Annotated in this window: 15 protein-coding genes; 9 read left to right on the top strand and 6 right to left on the bottom strand. The window is 65.5% G+C overall.

Translation table 11 applies throughout. The annotated features are described in order from the left end of the window. Positions 1-7 precede the first annotated feature (7 nt). Both DR039_RS02095 and DR039_RS02090 read left to right on the top strand, forming a co-directional pair. A complete protein-coding gene (locus DR039_RS02095) occupies positions 8-979 on the top strand; it encodes an electron transfer flavoprotein subunit alpha/FixB family protein (RefSeq protein ID WP_111835727.1) in 972 nt (323 codons plus the stop codon). Between the two features lie 135 nt (positions 980-1,114). After that, the gene (locus DR039_RS02090) at positions 1,115-1,999 is read left to right on the top strand and encodes a hypothetical protein (RefSeq protein WP_229116737.1); all 885 of its coding nucleotides are present in this window, start codon (positions 1,115-1,117) and stop codon (positions 1,997-1,999) included. Positions 2,000-2,103: 104 nt separating this feature from the next. Here the strand turns inward: DR039_RS02090 and DR039_RS02085 are convergent, their stop codons facing one another. Continuing rightward, entirely contained in the window at positions 2,104-2,382 is a 279-nt protein-coding gene (locus DR039_RS02085; RefSeq protein ID WP_111835726.1) for a DUF1540 domain-containing protein, read from the bottom strand. A 355-nt stretch (positions 2,383-2,737) separates the two neighbouring features. Between DR039_RS02085 and DR039_RS02080 the strand changes: the two genes are divergently transcribed. Genes DR039_RS02080 through DR039_RS02070 form a run of 3 tightly spaced genes read left to right on the top strand, consistent with a single transcriptional unit; the run spans position 2,738 to position 4,754 of the window. Then, positions 2,738-3,124: a GntR family transcriptional regulator gene (locus tag DR039_RS02080; RefSeq protein ID WP_111835725.1), complete on the top strand. Its 387-nt coding sequence runs from the start codon at positions 2,738-2,740 to the stop codon at positions 3,122-3,124. Beyond that, positions 3,121-3,933, top strand: a complete 813-nt coding sequence (locus DR039_RS02075) for an ABC transporter ATP-binding protein (protein WP_229116736.1) — start codon at positions 3,121-3,123, stop codon at positions 3,931-3,933. Before DR039_RS02080 ends, DR039_RS02075 begins: the two co-directional genes overlap by 4 nt. Further along, entirely contained in the window at positions 3,933-4,754 is an 822-nt protein-coding gene (locus DR039_RS02070; protein WP_111835724.1) for a hypothetical protein, read from the top strand. Before DR039_RS02075 ends, DR039_RS02070 begins: the two co-directional genes overlap by 1 nt. Before the next feature lie 48 nt (positions 4,755-4,802). Here DR039_RS02070 and mnmA read toward each other — a convergent pair whose 3' ends face one another. Next, positions 4,803-5,966, bottom strand: a complete 1,164-nt coding sequence (mnmA, locus tag DR039_RS02065; RefSeq protein ID WP_111835723.1) for a tRNA 2-thiouridine(34) synthase MnmA — start codon at positions 5,964-5,966, stop codon at positions 4,803-4,805. A gap of 108 nt (positions 5,967-6,074) precedes the next feature. Beyond that, complete coding sequence (locus DR039_RS02060; RefSeq protein ID WP_111835722.1) at positions 6,075-7,358, bottom strand: cysteine desulfurase family protein; 1,284 nt, start codon at positions 7,356-7,358, stop codon at positions 6,075-6,077. Positions 7,359-7,478: 120 nt separating this feature from the next. Between DR039_RS02060 and nudC the strand changes: the two genes are divergently transcribed. Continuing rightward, positions 7,479-8,858 (top strand): NAD(+) diphosphatase, encoded by a 1,380-nt coding sequence (gene nudC / locus DR039_RS02055; RefSeq protein WP_111835721.1) that lies wholly within the window; start codon positions 7,479-7,481, stop codon positions 8,856-8,858. Positions 8,859-8,962: 104 nt separating this feature from the next. Continuing rightward, a complete protein-coding gene (locus tag DR039_RS02050) occupies positions 8,963-11,032 on the top strand; it encodes an ATP-dependent helicase (RefSeq protein WP_111835720.1) in 2,070 nt (689 codons plus the stop codon). Positions 11,033-11,120: 88 nt separating this feature from the next. Here DR039_RS02050 and DR039_RS02045 read toward each other — a convergent pair whose 3' ends face one another. Continuing rightward, entirely contained in the window at positions 11,121-12,161 is a 1,041-nt protein-coding gene (locus DR039_RS02045) for a hypothetical protein (protein ID WP_111835719.1), read from the bottom strand. A gap of 125 nt (positions 12,162-12,286) precedes the next feature. Then, positions 12,287-13,513, bottom strand: coding sequence for a YlbL family protein (locus tag DR039_RS02040; RefSeq protein WP_407641265.1), 1,227 nt, complete (start codon positions 13,511-13,513; stop codon positions 12,287-12,289). A gap of 225 nt (positions 13,514-13,738) precedes the next feature. On the opposite strand from DR039_RS02040, the gene DR039_RS02035 reads away from it, so the two are divergent. Continuing rightward, positions 13,739-15,094, top strand: coding sequence for a zinc-dependent metalloprotease (locus tag DR039_RS02035; protein ID WP_111836008.1), 1,356 nt, complete (start codon positions 13,739-13,741; stop codon positions 15,092-15,094). A 55-nt stretch (positions 15,095-15,149) separates the two neighbouring features. Here the strand turns inward: DR039_RS02035 and DR039_RS02030 are convergent, their stop codons facing one another. Then, a complete protein-coding gene (locus DR039_RS02030; RefSeq protein ID WP_111835717.1) occupies positions 15,150-15,752 on the bottom strand; it encodes a PPA1309 family protein in 603 nt (200 codons plus the stop codon). Between the two features lie 107 nt (positions 15,753-15,859). Here DR039_RS02030 and DR039_RS02025 point away from each other — a divergent pair, with 107 nt between their 5' ends. Further along, positions 15,860-19,243, top strand: coding sequence for a UPF0182 family membrane protein (locus DR039_RS02025; protein WP_407641260.1), 3,384 nt, complete (start codon positions 15,860-15,862; stop codon positions 19,241-19,243). Positions 19,244-19,338 lie beyond the last annotated feature (95 nt).

Genomic DNA, 19,338 nt, shown 5'->3' with positions numbered 1-19,338 from the left:
CCCCAATATGCTTGACACCCCCATCCTTGTGCTCGTCGACTTGGCAGAAGGCTCCGAACCCACCGCTGCTAGCGCGGAGCTGCTCACCACTGCCCGTTCCCTGACCAGCGGCGGCGTCACCGCCCTAGCCCTGGCCCCCGTCACCGACCCCACGGCCCTGGCCGCTTTTGGGGCCACCCGCCTGCTGGTCGCCGAGCTGGGTGAGCCTGCCTGCTTGGCCGGGCTGGCCGCCGACGCCGTCGTAGCCGCAGTGCGCGAGACCGGCCCCGCTGCCGTGCTAGTCACCTCCGACTACCGAGGCAAAGAGATTGCCGGTCGGGCTGCCGTGTTGCTCGGCTCCGCTTGTGTTTCCGACGTCGCCGACATCAAAGCCGTTGACGACTCCCTGCACGCCTCCAAGCTGGTCCTTTCCGGCTCCTGGGACACCACCCTGACGGTGTCCGCCACCAACAGCGTGCCGGTCCTAGCCGTACGCCCCGGCTCCGTGGAGCCCACCGCTTGCCTGGACGCTGCCTCCCTCAGCGCCGAGCCTTTGGCTTTTGAGCCGACGGCGGAGGCCGCAGCTGTGCGCCTGATCTCCCGTGAGATCTCCCAGGCCGCTGGCCCGGAGCTGGCTAGCGCCCGCACCGTGGTGGTTATGGGACGTGGTACTGACGGCGACCTGGAACTCGTGCGTTCTATTGCCGAGCCTTTGGGGGCCGCCATTGGTGCCACTCGGGTGGCCTGCGATGAGGGTTGGATTGACCGCAGCGCCCAAGTGGGGCAGACCGGTGCCTCAATTTCCCCGCGTTTGTACCTGTCTCTAGGGGTTTCAGGCGCCGTACACCACACCAGCGGTATCCAGGGCGCCGGAACCATCGTGGCCATCGACGCGGACTCCGAGGCCCCAATCTTTGAGTTGGCTGACTTCGGCGTGGTGGGGGATGTTGCTGAGGTGGTGCCCCAACTGGTGGCCGAGCTGGAGCGGCTGCGCAGCTGAATCTGCTGACGCTGAATCTGCTGACGCTGCTCTGGCGCAGGGTGGCTGGGACTGGCCAATGCGGCCTGCCTGGCCTCCGCAGTCGATCTTAGATTAGCCTTACCTCGAATCTTGAAGCGATCCGAGGACCTATTCGTGAGCGACTCCGCCCCCGCCCCTATGGCCTACCCCGCCATCGCCTCCCGCCGCATGGCCCGACGCCTGCTGGCAGGCGCCGGAACCGCCGCCATAGCCCCTTATCAGCTGGCGCCCGAGCTGCCGCCCCTGATGGTGATGCATGCCCTGGATGACGGTGGCCGAGTGATTGTGGCTGCGCTGCCTGCCGCCGAACATCCGCTCGCTGCCGTGCCCTGTGGGGAAGCTACTGCGGTGCGCATGGATGTGGAACTGGAGTCGGCTGAGGCGGGGGTGCGTGTGGCCACCGCCAGCTGCCACCTGCTTGGAAATCTCACCTGGCTGGACGACGTCGCCGCCACCCAGCTGCTGGCAGGCAGCTCAGCCGCCTGTCACTGCCCACTAACTGGAGACAGTCCCTTGGTCGCGCTGGCCGAGCTTGCTGGCGCAGCGGGGGGCAGGCTCGGGGTGGTGCTTACCGACCGCGTCACTGTCCACGACCCGATGGGGGTGGGTGGCCACAGTATTGCGCAGGTACTGGATCCTGCCAGCGATGGCGCAGGTGCCCTCCTGTGGTCTCAGGAAGCCACTGCCAGCGCCCAGGAAGAAGTCTGTGCCCTGGGGCAGATCGCCCTGGACCTGTTGGTCTCGGGGGTGAGGTGTGGGCATATTCCTGGCTTCATCTGCTCGGTGCGCCCCTCTTTTGGGCTATGTGCCAAACTCGAAGGGCGAGTGCTCTGCGTGGATGTGTCCCCCTATGGGGTGACACTTATGCGCCTAGGTGCCCTAGAGACTGAGACGGTTCAACTCTTGCTGCCCCCGGGCACCAAACATCCGGCTCAAGTCGGGCAGCATCTGGGTGTATTAGCCTCAGAGGCCGTAGTTGCGGGTTTGTTGGGCGCTTAGAGTTTCAGACTTTGCTCAGATAGCAAACGAGCGGTGGTCCTTGCCGGACCACCGCTCGCTGTTCAGGCCGGGCAGCTTATGTGCCCAGGGGCTTTAAGGGAGGCTCAACGGGCCTCGTAGGTGAGGCAGGAGGCCGTGTCGGCCCCGATCTTGACGGCCTCAGCAGTGCACAGCAGATCTGTGTTGTGCACACACTCCAGGCGCTTGCATGCACCAACCTTGCCCTGGGCGACGGGCAGACCGCCACGGGCGTCAAGAGTGACGAAAGTGGCGCAGGACGGGGTGGTCTCGCCGCTGATAGTGATAGCCAGGGCGGTGCAGCCGTCGTGGTTGTAGGCGCAGGTGGTGGTGGCGCAGGACTTGATCTCGGTGGCGGTCTTCATGGTGGGCTTCCTTTCGGGGGACCGGGTCTCGTTTGCGTCGGTCGTTTCCTAAATCAAGGTAGGGGTTTTGGGGCGGGTGAGGAAGCCGGGGTGCAACTAGCTGTATGGCGAAGAAAAACATGTTGATATTGCAGGGAAAAATCATTGTGGCGTTTTGGTTGTGGGGGTAACGAAGGAATTACGCAAGGCTGTCTTGAGCCTGTTTGTTGTTTCGTAATTCATGCAGGAGGGGGCTAGAGGGGGTGCCGGCGGGTGGCGTCTGTGTTACTGTATTAGTGCAGTAATACAGGTGGTCTGATGAGTCCGCCTGCGCTGCGCTCATGAGCCCACCCGTCCACCTATCCCAGGAGGCCAGATGCAGATCGCAGATACACGACCGATCTGGATCCAGCTGGTCGACGACTTCCGGCAACGGATTGTCAGCGGCCAGTGGCCAGCAGGCAGCCGAATCCCCAGCGTGCGCGAGCTCGCCGTGGACACCGGCGTCAACCCCAACACGGTCCAGCGCGCGCTAGGAGAGCTGGACCGCACCGGCCTGACCTGCGCTGAACGCACCGCCGGGCGCTACGTCACTGCGAAGGCCTCAGTTCTTGACGCCGCCCGCCGCGAACTCGCGGTCAGTGCCACCGACACCTACATCGCCGCCGTGGCCATGCTCGGCATGGACCTTAACCAAGCGTGCCAAGCCCTTGAACAGCGCTGGCCCACGGCAGCACCCAAAGCCACAGGAGAAACCTCATGAGCCCCAACCCCGCCATGACTCAAGCTGACCCAGCCCCAGAAAGCGTGGCCCACCAGGCTCCGGCCCACCAGGGCGCTGGGCCGGAGCCCGGCAGCATTCCCGCCATCGACGGCGCTCCCGCCCTGGTGGAGATCCACCGCCTTAGTAAGAGCTACCGTGGCCTTCCCGCCCTAAGCGACCTCAGCTTGACCCTGCCCGCAGGCCGCATCACCGGCCTCATGGGCGCCAATGGCTGTGGCAAGACCACCTTGCTCAAAATCCTCGCCGGCGTACTAGCCGACTACGAGGGCACCGTGCATGTTGCCGGGCAGGCCCCCGGCCCGGAGTCCAAAGCCGCCGTCTCCTTCCTGCCAGACGCCAGCTTCCTGGACCCGCGACTCAATGCCGCGCGGGCTATCGCCCAATTCACCCGGCTATTCGCCGACTTCGACGCCGCCAAGGCCCGCCGCCTAGTGGAGTTCTTCGATCTGCCCACCGAGCGCAGCGTCAAAGAGATGAGCAAAGGCATGGGGGAGAAGCTGCGCATCGCCTTGGCTATGAGCCGCCGGGCCCGCGTCTACCTGCTCGATGAGCCCATCTCCGGCGTTGACCCAGCTGCCCGAGAGGTCATCCTCAACGGCATCCTCCGGGACTTCGACCCCGAAGCCCTCATGTTGATCTCCACCCACCTCATTGCCGACGTCGAGCCAATCATCGACTCCGCCGTCTTCCTTAAAGAAGGTCGCTTGCTGTTGGCGGGCGACGCCGACGACCTGCGTGAGACCCATGGCATGGGCCTGGACGCCCTGTTCCGGAAGGAGTACCGCTGATGCTGCGCACACTATTCATTGAAGAAGCCCGCACCCAACTGGCCCGCAACGCTGCCGTCCTGGGACTGTGCGCTCTGGTCTTCGCTGGCTTCCTGGGGCTGTGGTGGCTGCTTGCAGACGTCCCCGCCCTAGCTGCCCTCCTACAGACCGGCGCCATGGTGGCCCTGGTAGCTATGCCACTGGTGGTCATGTCTCACCTAGGGGCAGAGTACTGGCAGTCCATGTACGGGGACCGGGGTTACCTCACCCAGATGATCCCGGTGCGCGGCAGGACGCACTTTGCTGCCAAACTCAGCTACGCCTGCCTGGTGGCTTTGGTCGTCGCTGTGTTGACACAGCTGGGCATATTCGCCTGGATGGCGGTTATGGCGCACGCCCAAGGGGTGGCGCTAAGTGAGATATTCGCGTTTTTGCGTGAGCTCTGGGAGACGTTAGGTGCAGGCAAGACCGCAGTGCTGGTGGGCATTGTGACCGTGGGATTGCTGGCCTCGATCATTGAGATAGCTGCCGTGATGAGCATTGGTGCACAGTCGCGCTACAGTCACCTGGGCTTTGGTGCGCCTCTGCTGGGATTCGTGGCGCTGTATGTGGTCAACCAGCTGCTGGGCCTGGCTGCCGTGGCGCTGATTCCGCTGAGCGTTGACGTCGCCACCGGAGACCTCACCGCCAAATGGATGCTGCCGCAGCTAGTGCAGGCGATCCGCACCGGAACTCAACCAACCCTGATCGGAGTGGGCTCCACACTGGTGGGACCGCTGCTGGCCGCCGGGCTGTCCTGGTGGGCGGTGCGCGCCATTGAACGGCATACCTCGCTGCGCTAATAGCTGGCTTAGCCGGGCAGGTATGGGTACCTGCCCGGCTAAGCCGCTTCAGGAAACAGTGGCCTGAGCCAAGACCTGCTGGCCTGCGGCTCCGCCGTAAACCACCACGCTCTGGCCGGCCGCCAAACCTCGCAGGGGTTCATGCAGCACCGCCCGCAGCGTCCCTGCCGCTGGATCCACCGTGACATCCGCAGGCACCGGCCGACCATGTGCCCGCACCTGTACTGCCACGCCTTTCCAACCGCTTCGCTGCCGGTCCGCTCCCTGCGGAACTGCTCCAGCGACGCCGTCGGCGCCGTCGACCGCCTCTGGCTCAGCTAGCAGCACCAGGCCATCGCCTGCGACAATCTCCCGCCGCAGCAACTCCTCGGGACCCACCACCACCTCATTGCTATCCGGGCGCGTCTCCAGCACATAACGTGGCCGCCCATCCTGGGCCGGCTGCCCCAAGCCCAAGCCCTTGCGCTGCCCCACAGTGAAACCAAAGTAGCCCTCATGTGTGCCCAGCACTTCTCCCTCAGGGGAGACCAGCTTCCCCTGGTGCACGCCCAAGGAGCGGGTGAGGAAACCGCGAGTATCGCCGTCGGCAACAAAACAAATGTCATAGGAGTCTGGCTTATCTGCCACCGGCAGGCCCCGCTGCTGCGCCTCAGCCCGCACCGCCGCCTTAGAGGGAGCATCTCCTAGCGGGAACAGCGCCCGCGCTAGGCCCTCCCGACCAGAAACGGCCAGCACATAGGACTGGTCCTTGCTGGTGTCCACCGCGCGTCGCAACACCAGGTTGCCCGTATCCCCTGGGTGTCCGGCAGAGGCTCCACCACTGAGACGCGCGTAATGCCCGGTGGCAACCGCGTCAAAACCCAAGGTCAGGGCCCGTTCCAGCAAAGCGTCAAACTTCACGCGCTCATTGCAGCGCACACAAGGGTTAGGGGTGCGCCCAGCACGGTACTCAGCTAAGAAATCCGCCACCACCCGCGCCTCGAAATCTTCGGACAGATCCCACACATAGAAGGGGATGCCCAGAATCTCTGCGGCCCAACGCGCGTCGGAGGCATCCTCGATAGAGCAACACCCGCGTGAGCCATTGCGAGTGGTAGGTCGGTTGCGGGTTAGGGCCATATGGACCCCCACCACCTCATGTCCGGCCTCCAGGGCGCGGGCGGCAGCTACGGCGGAGTCCACGCCCCCGGACAGGGCGGCTAATACGCGCATGCCAACTCCCCTTCGCCTAAACCAAAGTGCAGCGTCCCATCTTCACATATCCGCGCTCCGACGGCGCAGCCAGGCAACCAGACAGCCAGGCCACCGGCGTCCGCAGGCTCAACGCAGCTTGCGCGCAGTTTCCAAGGCCCTAGGCAGGATCGCCAATAGCCGTTCCACATCCGCCAGTGAGGTCGTAGGCCCAAAAGAGCAGCGCAAAGTCGCCCGCGCAGCCGCCTCACCCAGCCCCATCGCCAGCAGTACGTGGCTGGGGCGTGACACGCCTGCATGACAGGCTGATCCGGCCGAGGCATCCACCCCAGCTAGATCCAAAGCCATGAGCAAAGCCTCACCATCGGCGTCGTCAAACCAAAAATGCGCCGTGCTGGGCAGCTGTGCTACCGCTTTACGCACGGTCGCGTGAGCACCAGGCAGCGCCAGCACGCCTGTTATGAGCCGCTCCCGCAGCGCTGTCAAACGCACGCTCTCCGCCTGCCGCTCAGCCAGCGCCAATTCCACCGCCAGCGCCAGCGCCCGCGCCCCCAGCACATCTTGCGTGCCAGAGCGCAGCGCCCGCTCCTGCCGCCCCCCACCCGAGGGCGCCCGCAGCACCAAGTCACGGCGTGCCACCAATGCCCCAATGCCAACCGGCGCCCCCAGCTTGTGGCCGCTCAAGCTCATCGCATCCAGACCCCAGCCATGGAAGTCCACCGGCATACGACCAAGCGCCGCCACCACATCCGAGTGCACCGGCACATAACCGGGGCGCCCCGGAGTGGACTGCCCGCTGAGCGCCCGCAGCTGAGCGACCAAACCCGCCAGGTCCTGCACCACACCAGTTTCATTGTTGGCTGCCATGAGGCTCACCAAGGCAACCCCACCAGAGGCCAGCGCCTGCTCCAGGGAGGTAGTCACCACCAGGCCATCAGCATCTACCTCCAGCAGACGCAGTTGCACCCCCAGCTCAGCCTGGGCTACACGGGCACTGTCTAACACCGCCGGGTGCTCAATCGGGGAGACCACCAGGGCGGGCGGGCTAGCTTGGCTTGACGGTCTCGGCTGGCCCGGCTGTTTCCTTCGGCCCGCTTGGTTTTCCGGTCTTGTGTGGTTCGCCTGGCTAGTTAGCCCTGCCGACTCCGCGCGGCCCGCGAGCGCCCGCCCAATCACTACCAGTGTGGCCGCCTCAGTGCCGCCACTGGTGAAAATCACCTCGTGCGGATGCACGCCTAGCGCCGTCGCCAAGCGGGCCCGAGCTTCTGAGAGCAGGGCGCCTGCACGCCTGCCCGCCGCGTGCAGAGCTGAAGGATTGGCCCCGGGCAGACCGTCGCGCAGGTCTTGGGTCAGCTGCTCAGCCACCTCTGGGCGCACCGGGCTGGTGGCGGCATGGTCAAGGTAGGTGCGCATGCTGACACCCTAAATGACGCGGCCCGCGGGCCCGCACGCCTGCTGGTAGCTCTCCGGTGACGACGGCGGTGTTAAGGCCACTGGTGCTATCGGGCCTGGGAAAGGTGCCATGGTGGTGCCATGAGCAGCACCGCCGATGCACAACCCAAGCAGGCGCCGAGCCCAGCTTCGCTACGGCCAGCCTCGCCCTCGCCAAGCTGGTTCAGATCCCTGTCCCGCCATGTGACTGACCGCGACGCGACCCGCCGCGATCAGCCTGGTTTGCTCGCTGCGCTAGCCGCCGATTCCGATACCCGAGTGCTGCTGGTGGATGCACGCGGGCGCGTGGCCCTGGCGGCTCAGGCTGGAATTGCGGAGCTGCCCGACGACGGCCTGACGCCGTCTGTTCCCACAGACGCCGACCGGGCCGTATGGCACCAGGGGCCTGCTGCCTCAAGTGGTCCCGGCAGGACGGGCGGATCCGGTGAGCTAGGCGACCTCGGCGGGACGGGCGCTCCCAGCGGCGCAGCTAACCCCCGCAAGCCGCTTAAGCCCGATCACCCCGGCGGCGCCTCTGCAGCCGAGCCACGTCTGGCAACACTGACCGTGGCCGACCTGCCCGCCACGCTGCGCGAGGAGTTGATCCGGGCTGCGCAAGAGCCCAAGCCAGCAGACTCCCGCCTCCAACTCATCTACCTGGGGCAAGAGCCTGGCCCCTGTGGCCCTAAGGCCGGTCAGCGGCCAGCTGCCTGGCTCGGCGTCGTCGTTCCGGCAGAAACCGCCGCCGATGCTACCGCCCTGGCTGCGGGCATCACTCCCGGCACCCCCGCCAGTCCGGTGCCACAAGACGCCGAGGGGGCCGCCCTCCAGGATGCAGGGCTGCTGAAACTGCTGGCCCGCTACCCGCTGACGGCCCTGCGCGCCATTGGGGCTGAATTAGATGCTCACGACGCTGGGCTCGCCACCCCTGCCACAGCCCTAGCCACTTGGCATGCCCGCACCAGCTTCTGCCCCGCCTGTGGCGGCAAACTCGTCCCGGTCCAGGCTGGTTGGGCCCGGGCCTGCCAGGCCTGCGGTGGCCTCCACTTCCCGCGCACCGATCCTGCCGTCATCATGGCCGTCACCGACGTCGCCGACCGCCTCCTGCTGGTCCACGGCGCCACCTGGTCGGCGCGGCGCTACTCCGTTGTGGCTGGCTTTGTGGAGGCCGGTGAAAGCGCAGAGCAGGCGGTTTACCGGGAGGTTTGGGAGGAGACGGGCCTGCGGGTCACCAGCGTGGAACCTTTTGCCACCCAACCTTGGCCTTTCCCGCGCTCGCTCATGCTTGGTTACCGGGCGCGGCTGGCGGCGGGGGAGACCCAGCCGAGGCCGGACGGCCAGGAGGTGACCGAGGCGCTGTGGTTCTCCCGCTGCGAACTGGTGGCAGCCCTACAAGCGGGGCGGATTGGCTTGCCAGGGCCGACGTCAATCGCTCGCGCGCTGATTGAGGACTGGCTGGGCGCCGCCCCACACTGCCACTAACAAGCGCAGAAACGCAGCAGTCGAGGTACCTCACTGCAGCCCGAGTGCGGACCGGAAGCAATAACCAACTTCAGTGTCAGCGCTCCGTGGCAGGCTGTGCTCTGATGCCAGCCAGACCCGCCCCCGCCGCCAAGCCCGGCCGCCGCGCCCCCGGCCCCGAGGAACTCCTCGACGCCCTAGACGCCGACCAGCGGCAGGTGGCCGAGCACCTAGAGGGCGCCGTCAGTGTCCTGGCAGGCCCGGGCTCCGGCAAAACCCGTGCCATCACCTACCGCATTGCCTACGGCGCACAGGTGGGCGCCTATCAGCCCAGTCAAATCCTGGCCCTGTCTTTCACCAAACGGGCCGCCGGGGAGATGCGCTCCCGCCTGGCCTCCCTGGGGGTACCGGGCGTGCAGGCCCGCACCTTTCACTCTGCCGCTCTGCGCCAACTGCGTCATTTCTGGCCCACCGCCGTCGGCGGCTATCTCCCTGAGTTGCTCCCCGGCAAGTTTCCGCTGGTAGCCACTGCTGCCCAACGCCTGGGCATCAGCGTGGATAAGACGGCCCTGCGTGACCTGGCCGCGGAGGTTGAATGGGCCAAAGTCACCCTCACCCTGCCTGAGGACTATGAACAGGTGGCTCAGGCTGCCGGGCGCGTGGGCGTGGCCGATCAACCTCCGGCCCGCATTGCCCAATTGCTCTCCGCCTATGAGGAAGCTAAGTCCGAACGCGGCGTGCTTGACTTTGAAGACACGATGCTGGTGCTAATCGGCATCCTGCTGGACCGCCAAGACATTGCGGAGACGGTGCGCGGCCAATACAAGCACTTCGTGGTGGACGAGTACCAGGATGTCTCTCCGCTCCAGCAGCGCCTGCTGGACGTCTGGCTGGGGCGCCGTCGTCAGCTATGTGTGGTGGGGGATGTCTCCCAAACCATCTACTCCTTTACCGGCGCCACCCCCCGCTTCCTGCGCGAATTCCCCCACCGTTACGCGGGCGCCCGCGTCCTGACCCTTAGCCGCGACTATCGCTCCACCCCACAGGTGGTGGCCATGGCCAACCAGGTGCTGGCCACCCCCATTCGCCCCGGTGGCCCGCGTGGGCTGCCACCGGGGGCCGTGCACCTGGTTTCTCAGCGCCCCTCCGGCCCGGCGCCCCGCTTCCTGGAATATGCCGACGACGTCGCCGAGGCCGAGGCAGTGGCCCAGCAGGTCCTGCGACTGCAGCGCTCCGGGGTGCCACTGTCAGAGATCGCCGTCCTATACCGCACCCATGCCCAGTCCCCAGCCCTGGAACAGGCCCTGAGCGAAGCGAATATCAGTCACGTGGTGCGGGGTGGGGCGCCCTTTTTCCGCCGCGAGGAAGTCAAACAGGCCATGGCTTTCCTGCGGGCCGCCCCGCGCACGGAAGCAGACCGGCTCACCGGTGAGCTACTTGCTGACGTCAAAACCGTCCTAACCCACTGCGGCTGGTCACAGACCGCCCCCGCCGTGGAGGGCGCCGCCCGCGAGCGCTGGGCCTCCCTGGACGCCCTAGTGGCTCTGGCGGAAGAAGAATCCAGCCGGGAAGGGGCGAGCCTGGAGAGCTTTGTGGGGGAGCTGCTGGAACGCGCCCAGAACGAGTACGAGCCCCGGGTGGAATCCGTGACTCTCTCCCCGCTGCATACCGCCAAGGGTCTGGAATGGGATGCGGTCATCATTGTGGGGCTGTCTGATGGGTTGCTGCCCCTGCGGCAGGCCCGCAGCACTGAGGAGCTGGAGGAGGAACGGCGTCTGTTGTACGTGGGCGTTACCCGCCCCCGTGACCACCTCATCTTGTCTTATGCGCGCGCCCGTAACCCGGGTGGCCGCTCCTGCCGGCAGGTTTCTCGCTTCCTGCGCGGTACCTGGCCGGAGGAAGTGCCTGAGCCCAGCCCCTCCCAGCTGCGCAAGGCTCGCGCCCAAGCCTTCCAAGAGGAGGCTGACGCCGCCACCTTGGCCCTGTTCAGCGCCCTCAAGGAGTGGCGCAAAGAAACCGCCACACAAGCCAGCTTGCCCGCCTACACCGTTTTCCCGGATGTCACCCTCCGGGAGATCGCCATTACCCGGCCTGCCAGCCGCCAAGAACTCGCCCAGGTCAAGGGCGTGGGCGGGGTGAAGCTGGAGCGCTACGGGCAGGCAGTGCTGGGCATCGTTGCCGCCCAGCGGAGCTAGGGCTAGCCAGGGTTCGCCAGACCACGCTTAGCTTCGTTAGGGCTGTGGTTGGCACCCTGTCACGGTCAGCGAGTCGTTAGCACCGACGCTAAGCCTCGCCAGCATGGCGGTTGGCGCTGGCGGCCAGGCAACCGCAGTCCGGGTGCGGTTCCCAGCGCCGCTCCAACCCCAGTGGGTCCACCGCGGTTAGTTCAACGCTCGTGCCCCACCAGGCCTTGCCTCGGCCGGTTAAGGCATCCAGCACCATTCGGGCTGCCAGTGCTGCTGCCTGCTCCGCCAACAAAGATTCGACTGCGGGACGCGGCGAGGCCTGCAGCTGCAAAGTGAGCTCAGGCCAGCTCGGGTCTGCTTCCTGGCGCCATTGCTCTAAACACATGCCACACGGCGTTTGGCCCGGCACCACCACCGGCCCCAGTTCCAGGCCAGTTTCCCGCACCGTGACCAGGAGATGCGGCAGGTCTTCTTGCAACAGGCGCCGCTCCTGTACCAGATCAGTGGCCCCAATGGACAAACTCACCGTTAAATCCGGGCGCGTGTCCAGGGGTGCATGCTGCACCAGTGCCGGGTGACGCTGACGCAGCGCCTGCGACGTCGCCCGGTCCCGATGCACCAGCACAGTGCCCACACCAGCGGTTGCCAGATGGCAGGCCAGGGAAAGGACTAGCGGATCCGGCTGGCCGGGCTTGGCCTCCGGCAAAGCCGTCGGCGCTAGCGTGAGCATTGGGGGCTGCGGCTCCGCTGACCGCAGCAGACTTGCCTGAGTGCGGGCTGCTGATCCCAATACCCCCACGATGGCGCGGGCCAGGCGGCGACTGCGCGCTCGCGCATCAAAGACCAAGCCGTCCCAGTACACCTCGTCCGCGTTAACCGGCGTTGGCACCTGATCTGGCGCTAGGACGCCACCGGAAATGAGCGCCTGCGCCAAACGCTTCGCTTCCTTACGTGGCAGCCCAAACCTGCTCGCCATCGCCATAAGGTCTATTGGCTTCGCGCTGTAGGAGAGCTGCTCCAACAGGAGCTGATCGCGGGGCTGCAAATTTGATAAGACGACGGCGCGTCCCGGCGTGGACCCGATCTGAGTAACTCCCGGCTCCCGCCACAGCACGGGAGCACCGGCGCGCAGATGCATGATGACCTCCTTGTCGCAGGCTCAGGGAAAGCGCCTACGACTAGAAGCCTGGCAGCCTAAGGCAGGCCGTGGGCGAGGAGAGTCAAATCTGTGGATAACTCAGTTTGCTGCTCTGACCCAGTCTTTCAGCCTTGTGCCAGCACGGCCTGGCAGGTCTTGAGCCCAGCGGTCTGCCCCTGGCCCACTGCCGTTACGGCTTCCACCGCCTCATGCAGATTGCTGACGGCCACCACCTGCATTCCTTCAGGTTCTTCTCCCACCACTTCCTTGCAGTTGGCCGCTGGTGCCAGGAAGACCTTGGCTCCGTCCCGGGCTGCCCCGCGCATCTTCTGCGCGATGCCGCCAATCGGCCCCACGTTTCCGGAGATATCAATGGTGCCGGTGCCCGCCACGTCCTGGCCTGTGAGCATGGTGCCAGGGGTCAGCTTGTCCACGATCCCCAGCGCAAACATCATCCCTGCACTGGGGCCACCCACGTCCTGTAGCGCGAATTTGGCGTCCACCTCCGAGTCGGCCTTGGCGTGAAGGAACACCCCCAAGACTGAGCCCTGGCGTCCTGAGCCCTGGGGTGCCTGGGTGTTTAGTTCAACGGTGCTGGGCTGCCCGTCTCGCTCGATCCCCAGCACGGCTTTGCTTCCTACCGGAGTCTTGGCTAGCAGGTCACGTAGCTGGCTGAAGGTCGTGATCTTGGTGGTGGTGCCCTCCAAGGTGATCTCGCGCAGCACATCGCCGTCTTTGAAAAGCCCCTGCGTCTGCTCAGAAGCGCCGCCTTTGATAGTCAAAGTCATCGTGGTGGCCGCCCCTGACTCCATGAGTGCCGCCACCACGGCAGCATCTTGGGAACTGGTCATCTGGGCCTGAGACTGCTGGTCAATTTCCTTGCGGCTGAGTTTGGCGGGGCAGACCTGTTCCCGGTCCACGATCTTCTGGTCGGAGGAGAACCAGGCGCCAATGACGTCGAAGGCGGTGATTGGGTGCCCGGGGCAGCCGCTGACGGATACGGTGGTCATGCGCATCTTGCCGGAGGTGGCGTAGGTGGGGGCGCCAGAGACCGTGATTAGGTCGGTGCCAGCCTGCTCGGAGCTGCCCTCGGTGCGGGAGAGCACATCCCAGGTGGGGCCGGGACTCTCAATGACCTTTCCTTGGGGCAGTTGCACCAGCCAAAACACGGCGAGGGCCAAGACCATCACGAGCACCACAAGCCTGCCCACATTCTGCCGCCGCTGGTTTGCGCGCTCAGTTGTACTGAACTCGTAACCCGCAGCTGGGGCGGCGGCTGGCAGTGGGGGCGTGGGGTCCACTTGGGCTGGATTGCGGGGCATGACGTCGTCGGGCTGGTTCACAGGTGCCATCATGGCCTGTGAGCCTGGGAGCTGCCCAGGGGAGTAGACCCCCTGTTTCACCGAGCGCGCATACGGTTGGCCCAGAGCGAGGTCGCTGCAACCGGACCGCCTGGCGTGGCAATATCAATCCGGTATGCACCCGGGCGAGGGCCACACAACGGCCCGCACTAAGGAGGAGCTGTGGCCCCCACTAATGAGGACCCCTTTGAGCAGCTGCAAAGCCTGCTGGCTTCTATGCTCGGTGAGCAGGGTGCTGCCGACGCCGTCGCCGCCCTGCGAGCCTCCGGCATGGATGCTGAGCAACTCACCCAAATGGGAGGCATGCAGGAGCTCTCCCAGATGAGCCCCAGCCAGATTCTGGCCATGCGTGCACAGCTCCAGGAAATGTTCTCCGCCCAGTCTGGGGAGCCCATCAACTGGAAGATCGGCAAGGATCTAGCCCTGCAGCAGGCTCGCGCGGGCGGAGACCTGCCAGTTACGGCGGCTGAGGCGGAGGAGATCCGGCAGGCCCTAATCGTGGCGGATCTGTGGCTGGACTCCTGCACGGATTTTCTGCCAGCACCGGGGCTACGCGAAGCCTGGAGCCGTAGCGACTGGGTGGAGCGCACTCTCCCCGTGTGGCAGGAGGTGTGTGCGCCGGTAGCTGCCGCCGCCACGGAAGCCCTGACCAAGGCCCTCATAAACCAGATCAATGAGCTGCCCGCACAGCTGGGTGAACAAAGCATGCAACTGGGCGCGATTGGCTCCATGATGCGGATGATGGCCGGGACTGCTTTTGCTCTCCAAATGGGCCAGGCCATCGGGCAGCTGGCCACCGAGTCGGTCTCCTCCACCGATGTCGGCCTGCCCCTTTGCAAGCAGCCTGGCACCGCCTTGGTGTCAGCCTCCGTGAAGGCCTTCGCGGAGGGACTAGACGTGCCTGAAGCTGAAGTACGCATGTACCTGGCCGTGCGCGAGGCGGCTGCGGCGCGCCTGTATGCGCATGTGCCTTGGCTGCGCGGGCAGCTGCTGGCGGCTGTCGACGCCTACGCCCGCGAGATTCGCATTGACCACCACGCTGTGGAAGAGGCCGTCTCCCAGGTGGACCCCAACGATCCGCAGGCCCTGCAGCAGGCCCTGCGCTCGGGCATGTTCGCGCCCCAAGAGACTGCCGCCCAACAGGCGGCACTGACGCGCTTGGAGACCTTGCTGGCCGTGGTGGAGGGATGGGTGGAGGTGGTCACCTTCCACGCGGTGGTGGCCCAGCTGCCGCATGCCCCACAGCTCCAGGAAATGGTGCGACGCCGTCGCGCACAGGGCGGGCCAGCGGAGCAGGTTTTCGCACGGCTGATCGGCTTGGCCTTCCGGCCGCGCCGTGCCCGTGACGCCACGCTGCTGTGGGGGCTGCTGAGCACACAGGTTAGCGTCAGTGAGCGCGACGCCTTCTGGAGCCATCCCGACGTCGCCCCTGGTCCTAGAGACCTGGACCTGCCAGGGGACTTCCTGGAGTTGCGGCGCGCCGCCCAAGACCGGGAATCCCAGCTGGACGCAGACCTAGCCTCCCTGCTGGACGGCACCCTAGGTTACGAAGGCGACGCCGAGGAACACTGACGAGGGGCGCAGAGCACCCGGCGCAGTGGCCGGTGGAAGCGCCTGCTGCCTGCATTTAGGCGAAGGTGCCGCGCAAGCCTTCAACGAGTTGAGGCACCAGGTTCTCGCCCTGCAGCAGTTGGCTCTGCCCACGTGTGCGCATCACGCACCAGTTCTCACCACTGCGCATAGCGGCAGCCAAAATCCGCACATCCTGGCGCTCCTGGTGGGCGGCCAAGAAGTCCTGGCGCTCCTGCGGGTCAGTGATGGCCAATGCCTGGGCATCCACCTCCGCGGGCACCACCGTGGACTCAGTGCAGATGGCGGCACCTTCAATATGCTCTGGCCAAGTGAGTTGGCCAAGCAACTCATCCAGGGTGGAGGCTACCGGCAGCTCCTCTTGCAGCACCGCGGTCAGCGCCTCTGGGTTGGCCTGTGCCTCTTCGCAGGCCTCCTGTGGCAGTAGTTTGGCGACGTCAGGGTCGGACTCCAACATGGTCAGCGTGCGCGCCAGGGCAAAGACCAGCACAGGGCGGTCCCAGCCAAGCTGGTCAATATGTGCCTCGATCTCCACTAAGGTGCCCGCCAGGGCCTCCTGCCGGCTTTGGGGCTGGGCGGTGCCGCGCCGGGTGGGGGCGTCAGTGCTGGCATCGGGGCTGTTGGCGACAGAATCAGTCATGAACTAATCATCGCATTGCATGGGCGCTTTTCCCTATGGGGGCGGGTGTGGGAGCATGGGGATAGCAGCATGAAATTACGCCTGGCTACGGAAGATGGAGCGTCCACGTGACTAACCGCCCCGACGACGAGTCCCCCAAGCAAGAACCCGGCGAGCCCACGCCCGATGACGCTCAGGGTAACGACCAGCCCAAGGGCACCGGCCCCACCAGCCGCGATGACGCTGACCGTGCCGACGCGGCCCGTGACGCTACGGCTCGCGACTCCGCAGACCGCCTCCGCCCCCAATCGCATCCAAGGGACCGTCTCGCTGCCGCTCGCAGCGCAGAGGAGTTCCTGGCGGCTGCCGATGAGATCTTCTCCGGGCTGAGTGGCAAGCGTCCCGGCACAGGCCAGGCAGGCGGTTCCGCCCAGGCCCACAGCTCACAACCCCGGGCAGCCAAAGGCGCAGGCCAGCCACCGCGCAGCGGCCGTGGTGGCAGTGGCAGCGCGGACAGAAACCCGCGCTTGCCCGGCCCACTGGCTATGACCGTAGGGATTCTCGGCGGTGTGGCGATCCTCCTGGGTTTCCTGGCTGAGACCTGGACCGAAGTGCTGTGGTTCAACCAGGTTGGCTTCTCCAGGGTGCTCTGGACGCGTTGGGGCGCCAAGGCAGGCCTGTTGCTGTTGGGCATGGTCACCATGGCTGCCGCCCTCGGCCTGACCATGCGCTTGGCACATCGCGCCCGCGTAGACGACCCTACGGACGAAGCTAGTCGCAACCTGGCGGCCTACCGTGATGCGATTGAGCCGCTATGGCGCCTGGTCGTTTGGGTTGTGCCACTGGGGGTGGGAGCGCTAGCCAGCCTGTGGAACCTGGTGCCGCACTGGGACCGGGTGCTTTTGGCTCTACACTCGCAATCCTTTGGCGTCCAGGACCCGCAGTTCGGTATGGACGTGTCTTTCTACGTATTCCAACTACCGCTGCTGCGGCTGGTGCTTAACTTCCTGACCCATATGGTGGTCCTGGCGGGGATCGCCAGCGTAGTAGTCCACTACCTCTACGGCGGCATCTCCCTGACCCGAAAGCCGCATGTGACGCGGCCAGCGCGCCTCCACCTCACCGTGCTGCTGGCCATCTACTCGCTGGTGCGCGGTGCCTCCTACTGGCTGGGACGCTATGAGTCCCTGGCTTCCACCAACTCCAAATTCGACGGCGCCTCCTACACGGATGTCAACGCCGTGCTGCCCGCTCTGGCGATTCTCGCGGCCATCGCTGTGGTGATCTCCGGACTGTTCATCTACTCGCTGCGCACCGAATCCTGGCGCCTGCCGATCATCGGCGTGGTGGTAACCGTGGCCTCCGCCCTGGTGGTTGGTTGGGCCTACCCCGCCGTCGTCCAGCAGTTTGTGGTGGAACCCAACGCCCAGGCGGAAGAAGCCCCCTATATTCAACGCAATATTGACGCCACGCTGCGCGCCTACGGCCTGGATCAGGTAGAGACCCAGCCTTACGACGCCCGCACCACCGTGGAGGCCGGGCAGCTCAAAGCGGATGCGGAATCCACCACCTCCATCCGCCTGCTGGACCCCAATGTCATCGCCCCCACCTTCCAGCAGCTTCAGCAGCAAAAGCAGTACTACTCCTTCACTTCCTCCATGAACGTGGACCGCTACAAGGTGAATGGTGTCAATCGAGACACGGTGGTGGCGGTGCGTGAACTCAACCTGGAAGGCCTGGATGCCCAGCAGCAAACCTGGGTGAACACCCGCACCGTGTACACGCACGGCTTCGGCGTCGTGGCCGCCCACGGCAACACCGCCACCTCCGACGGCTCCCCCTCCTTCTGGGAAGGCGGCATCCCCTCACGCGGTGACCTAGGCGAGTACGAGCCACGGATCTACTTTGGCCGCCAATCACCCAGCTACTCAATCGTCGGAGGGGCCGACGGCGCACTCAACGAACTTGATTATCCCGACGACGCTTCCAATGGCCAGGTGAACACCAGCTTTGCTGGAAACGGCGGCCCGGACGTCGGCAATCTATGGAACAAGCTGCTGTACGCCATCAAGTTCCGCGAGGTGAACATCCTGTTCTCAGGACAGGTCAGGAAAGGCTCCCAGATCCTCTACGACCGAGACCCCGCCCGGCGCGTGGCCAAGGTGGCACCGTGGCTGACGCTGGACGCCAACCCATACCCGGCAGTGGTGGACCATGACGACAACCCCGCCACACCCAAACGCGTGGTGTGGGTGGTGGACGGTTACACCACCTCCAACGAATACCCCTACTCACAGCATGAGTCCCTGGCAGAGGCCGTCACAGATTCCAAGGGGCGCACCTCACTGCTGCGAGCACCCGCCCAGTCCAACTATGTGCGCAACTCGGTTAAAGCCGTGGTGGACGCCTACAACGGCTCCGTCAAGCTTTACCAGTGGGATGAGCAGGACCCGGTCCTCAAGGCCTGGGAACAGATCTTCCCCGGCTCGGTGACTCCCATGAGCGAGATGAGCGCGGACCTGATGGCTCATATGCGCTACCCAGAGGACCTATTCAAGGTCCAGCGGGACATTATGGCCCGCTACCACGTGAAGGATGCAGCCGAGTTCTACTCCGGCGGTGACTTCTGGAAGGTGCCGGATGACCCGACTCGCGATGGCGACTCACCCCAATCTCCCTACTACCTGACCCTGCAGATGCCAGGCCAGGAGCGGGCCAGCTTCTCCCTGTCCAGCGCCTACATCATCGGCGGCAACACAGACCGCAATGTGCTCACCGGCTTCCTGGCAGTGGACTCAGAGACCGCCTCCGGGCAAAAAGGCCAGCGTGCCCCCGGCTACGGCAAACTGCGGATGCTGGAACTGCCACGCTCTTCGAATGTGTCCGGCCCAGGCCAGGTGCAGAACAAGTTCAACACGGACCCGGTGGCCAGCCCGGTGCTCACCCTGATCGGCCAGCAGGGAAGCCAGGTCATCAAAGGCAATCTGCTCACGCTGCCGGTAGGCGGTGGCTTGCTCTACGTGCAGCCGGTGTACGTGCAGTCTTCCGGGGAGACGCATTTCCCACTGCTGCGCAAGGTGCTGGTGCTATTTGGTGACAAGGTGGGCTTCGCCGATACGCTCTCCAGCGCCCTAGACCAGGTCTTTGGCGGCAACTCTGGAGCCACCACGGGCGACCAAGTGGTCGACGGCGACTCCGGCGCGGCCAATGACACCTCCAAGCCTGGCGCGGGGCAAGGCGATGCTGGCGCAGGCACGGCGACGCCGCAGCCTTCAGCGGAGGCCTCCGCAACTGCAACGCCAACCGCACCTGCCGCTGGGGCGCCCGCAACCGGGGGCACTAGTGACCCGAAGGCAGACTTGGACAAGGCGCTGCAAGACGCCAAGACCGCCATCACCGATTCAGACACTGCTATGAAGGCGGGTGACTGGGCCAAGTATGGCGAGGCACAAAAGCGTCTGAACGAGGCCATCACCAAGGCAGTGGAGGCCGAGGGGCGTCTGCCCAAGTGACCTAAACAGCTGCTGATGGTGGCCTCCTGAGCTCACGCGGATCAGGAGGCCACCACCATTTGCAGGTCGCTTGCCTTAGTAACTGGTTCCCGCGA

Origin of the sequence: Actinomyces bovis, assembly GCF_900444995.1 — a bacterium.
GTDB classification, from domain to species: Bacteria; Actinomycetota; Actinomycetes; order Actinomycetales; family Actinomycetaceae; genus Actinomyces; species Actinomyces bovis.
This window is presented reverse-complemented; position numbering and strand designations above follow the sequence as displayed.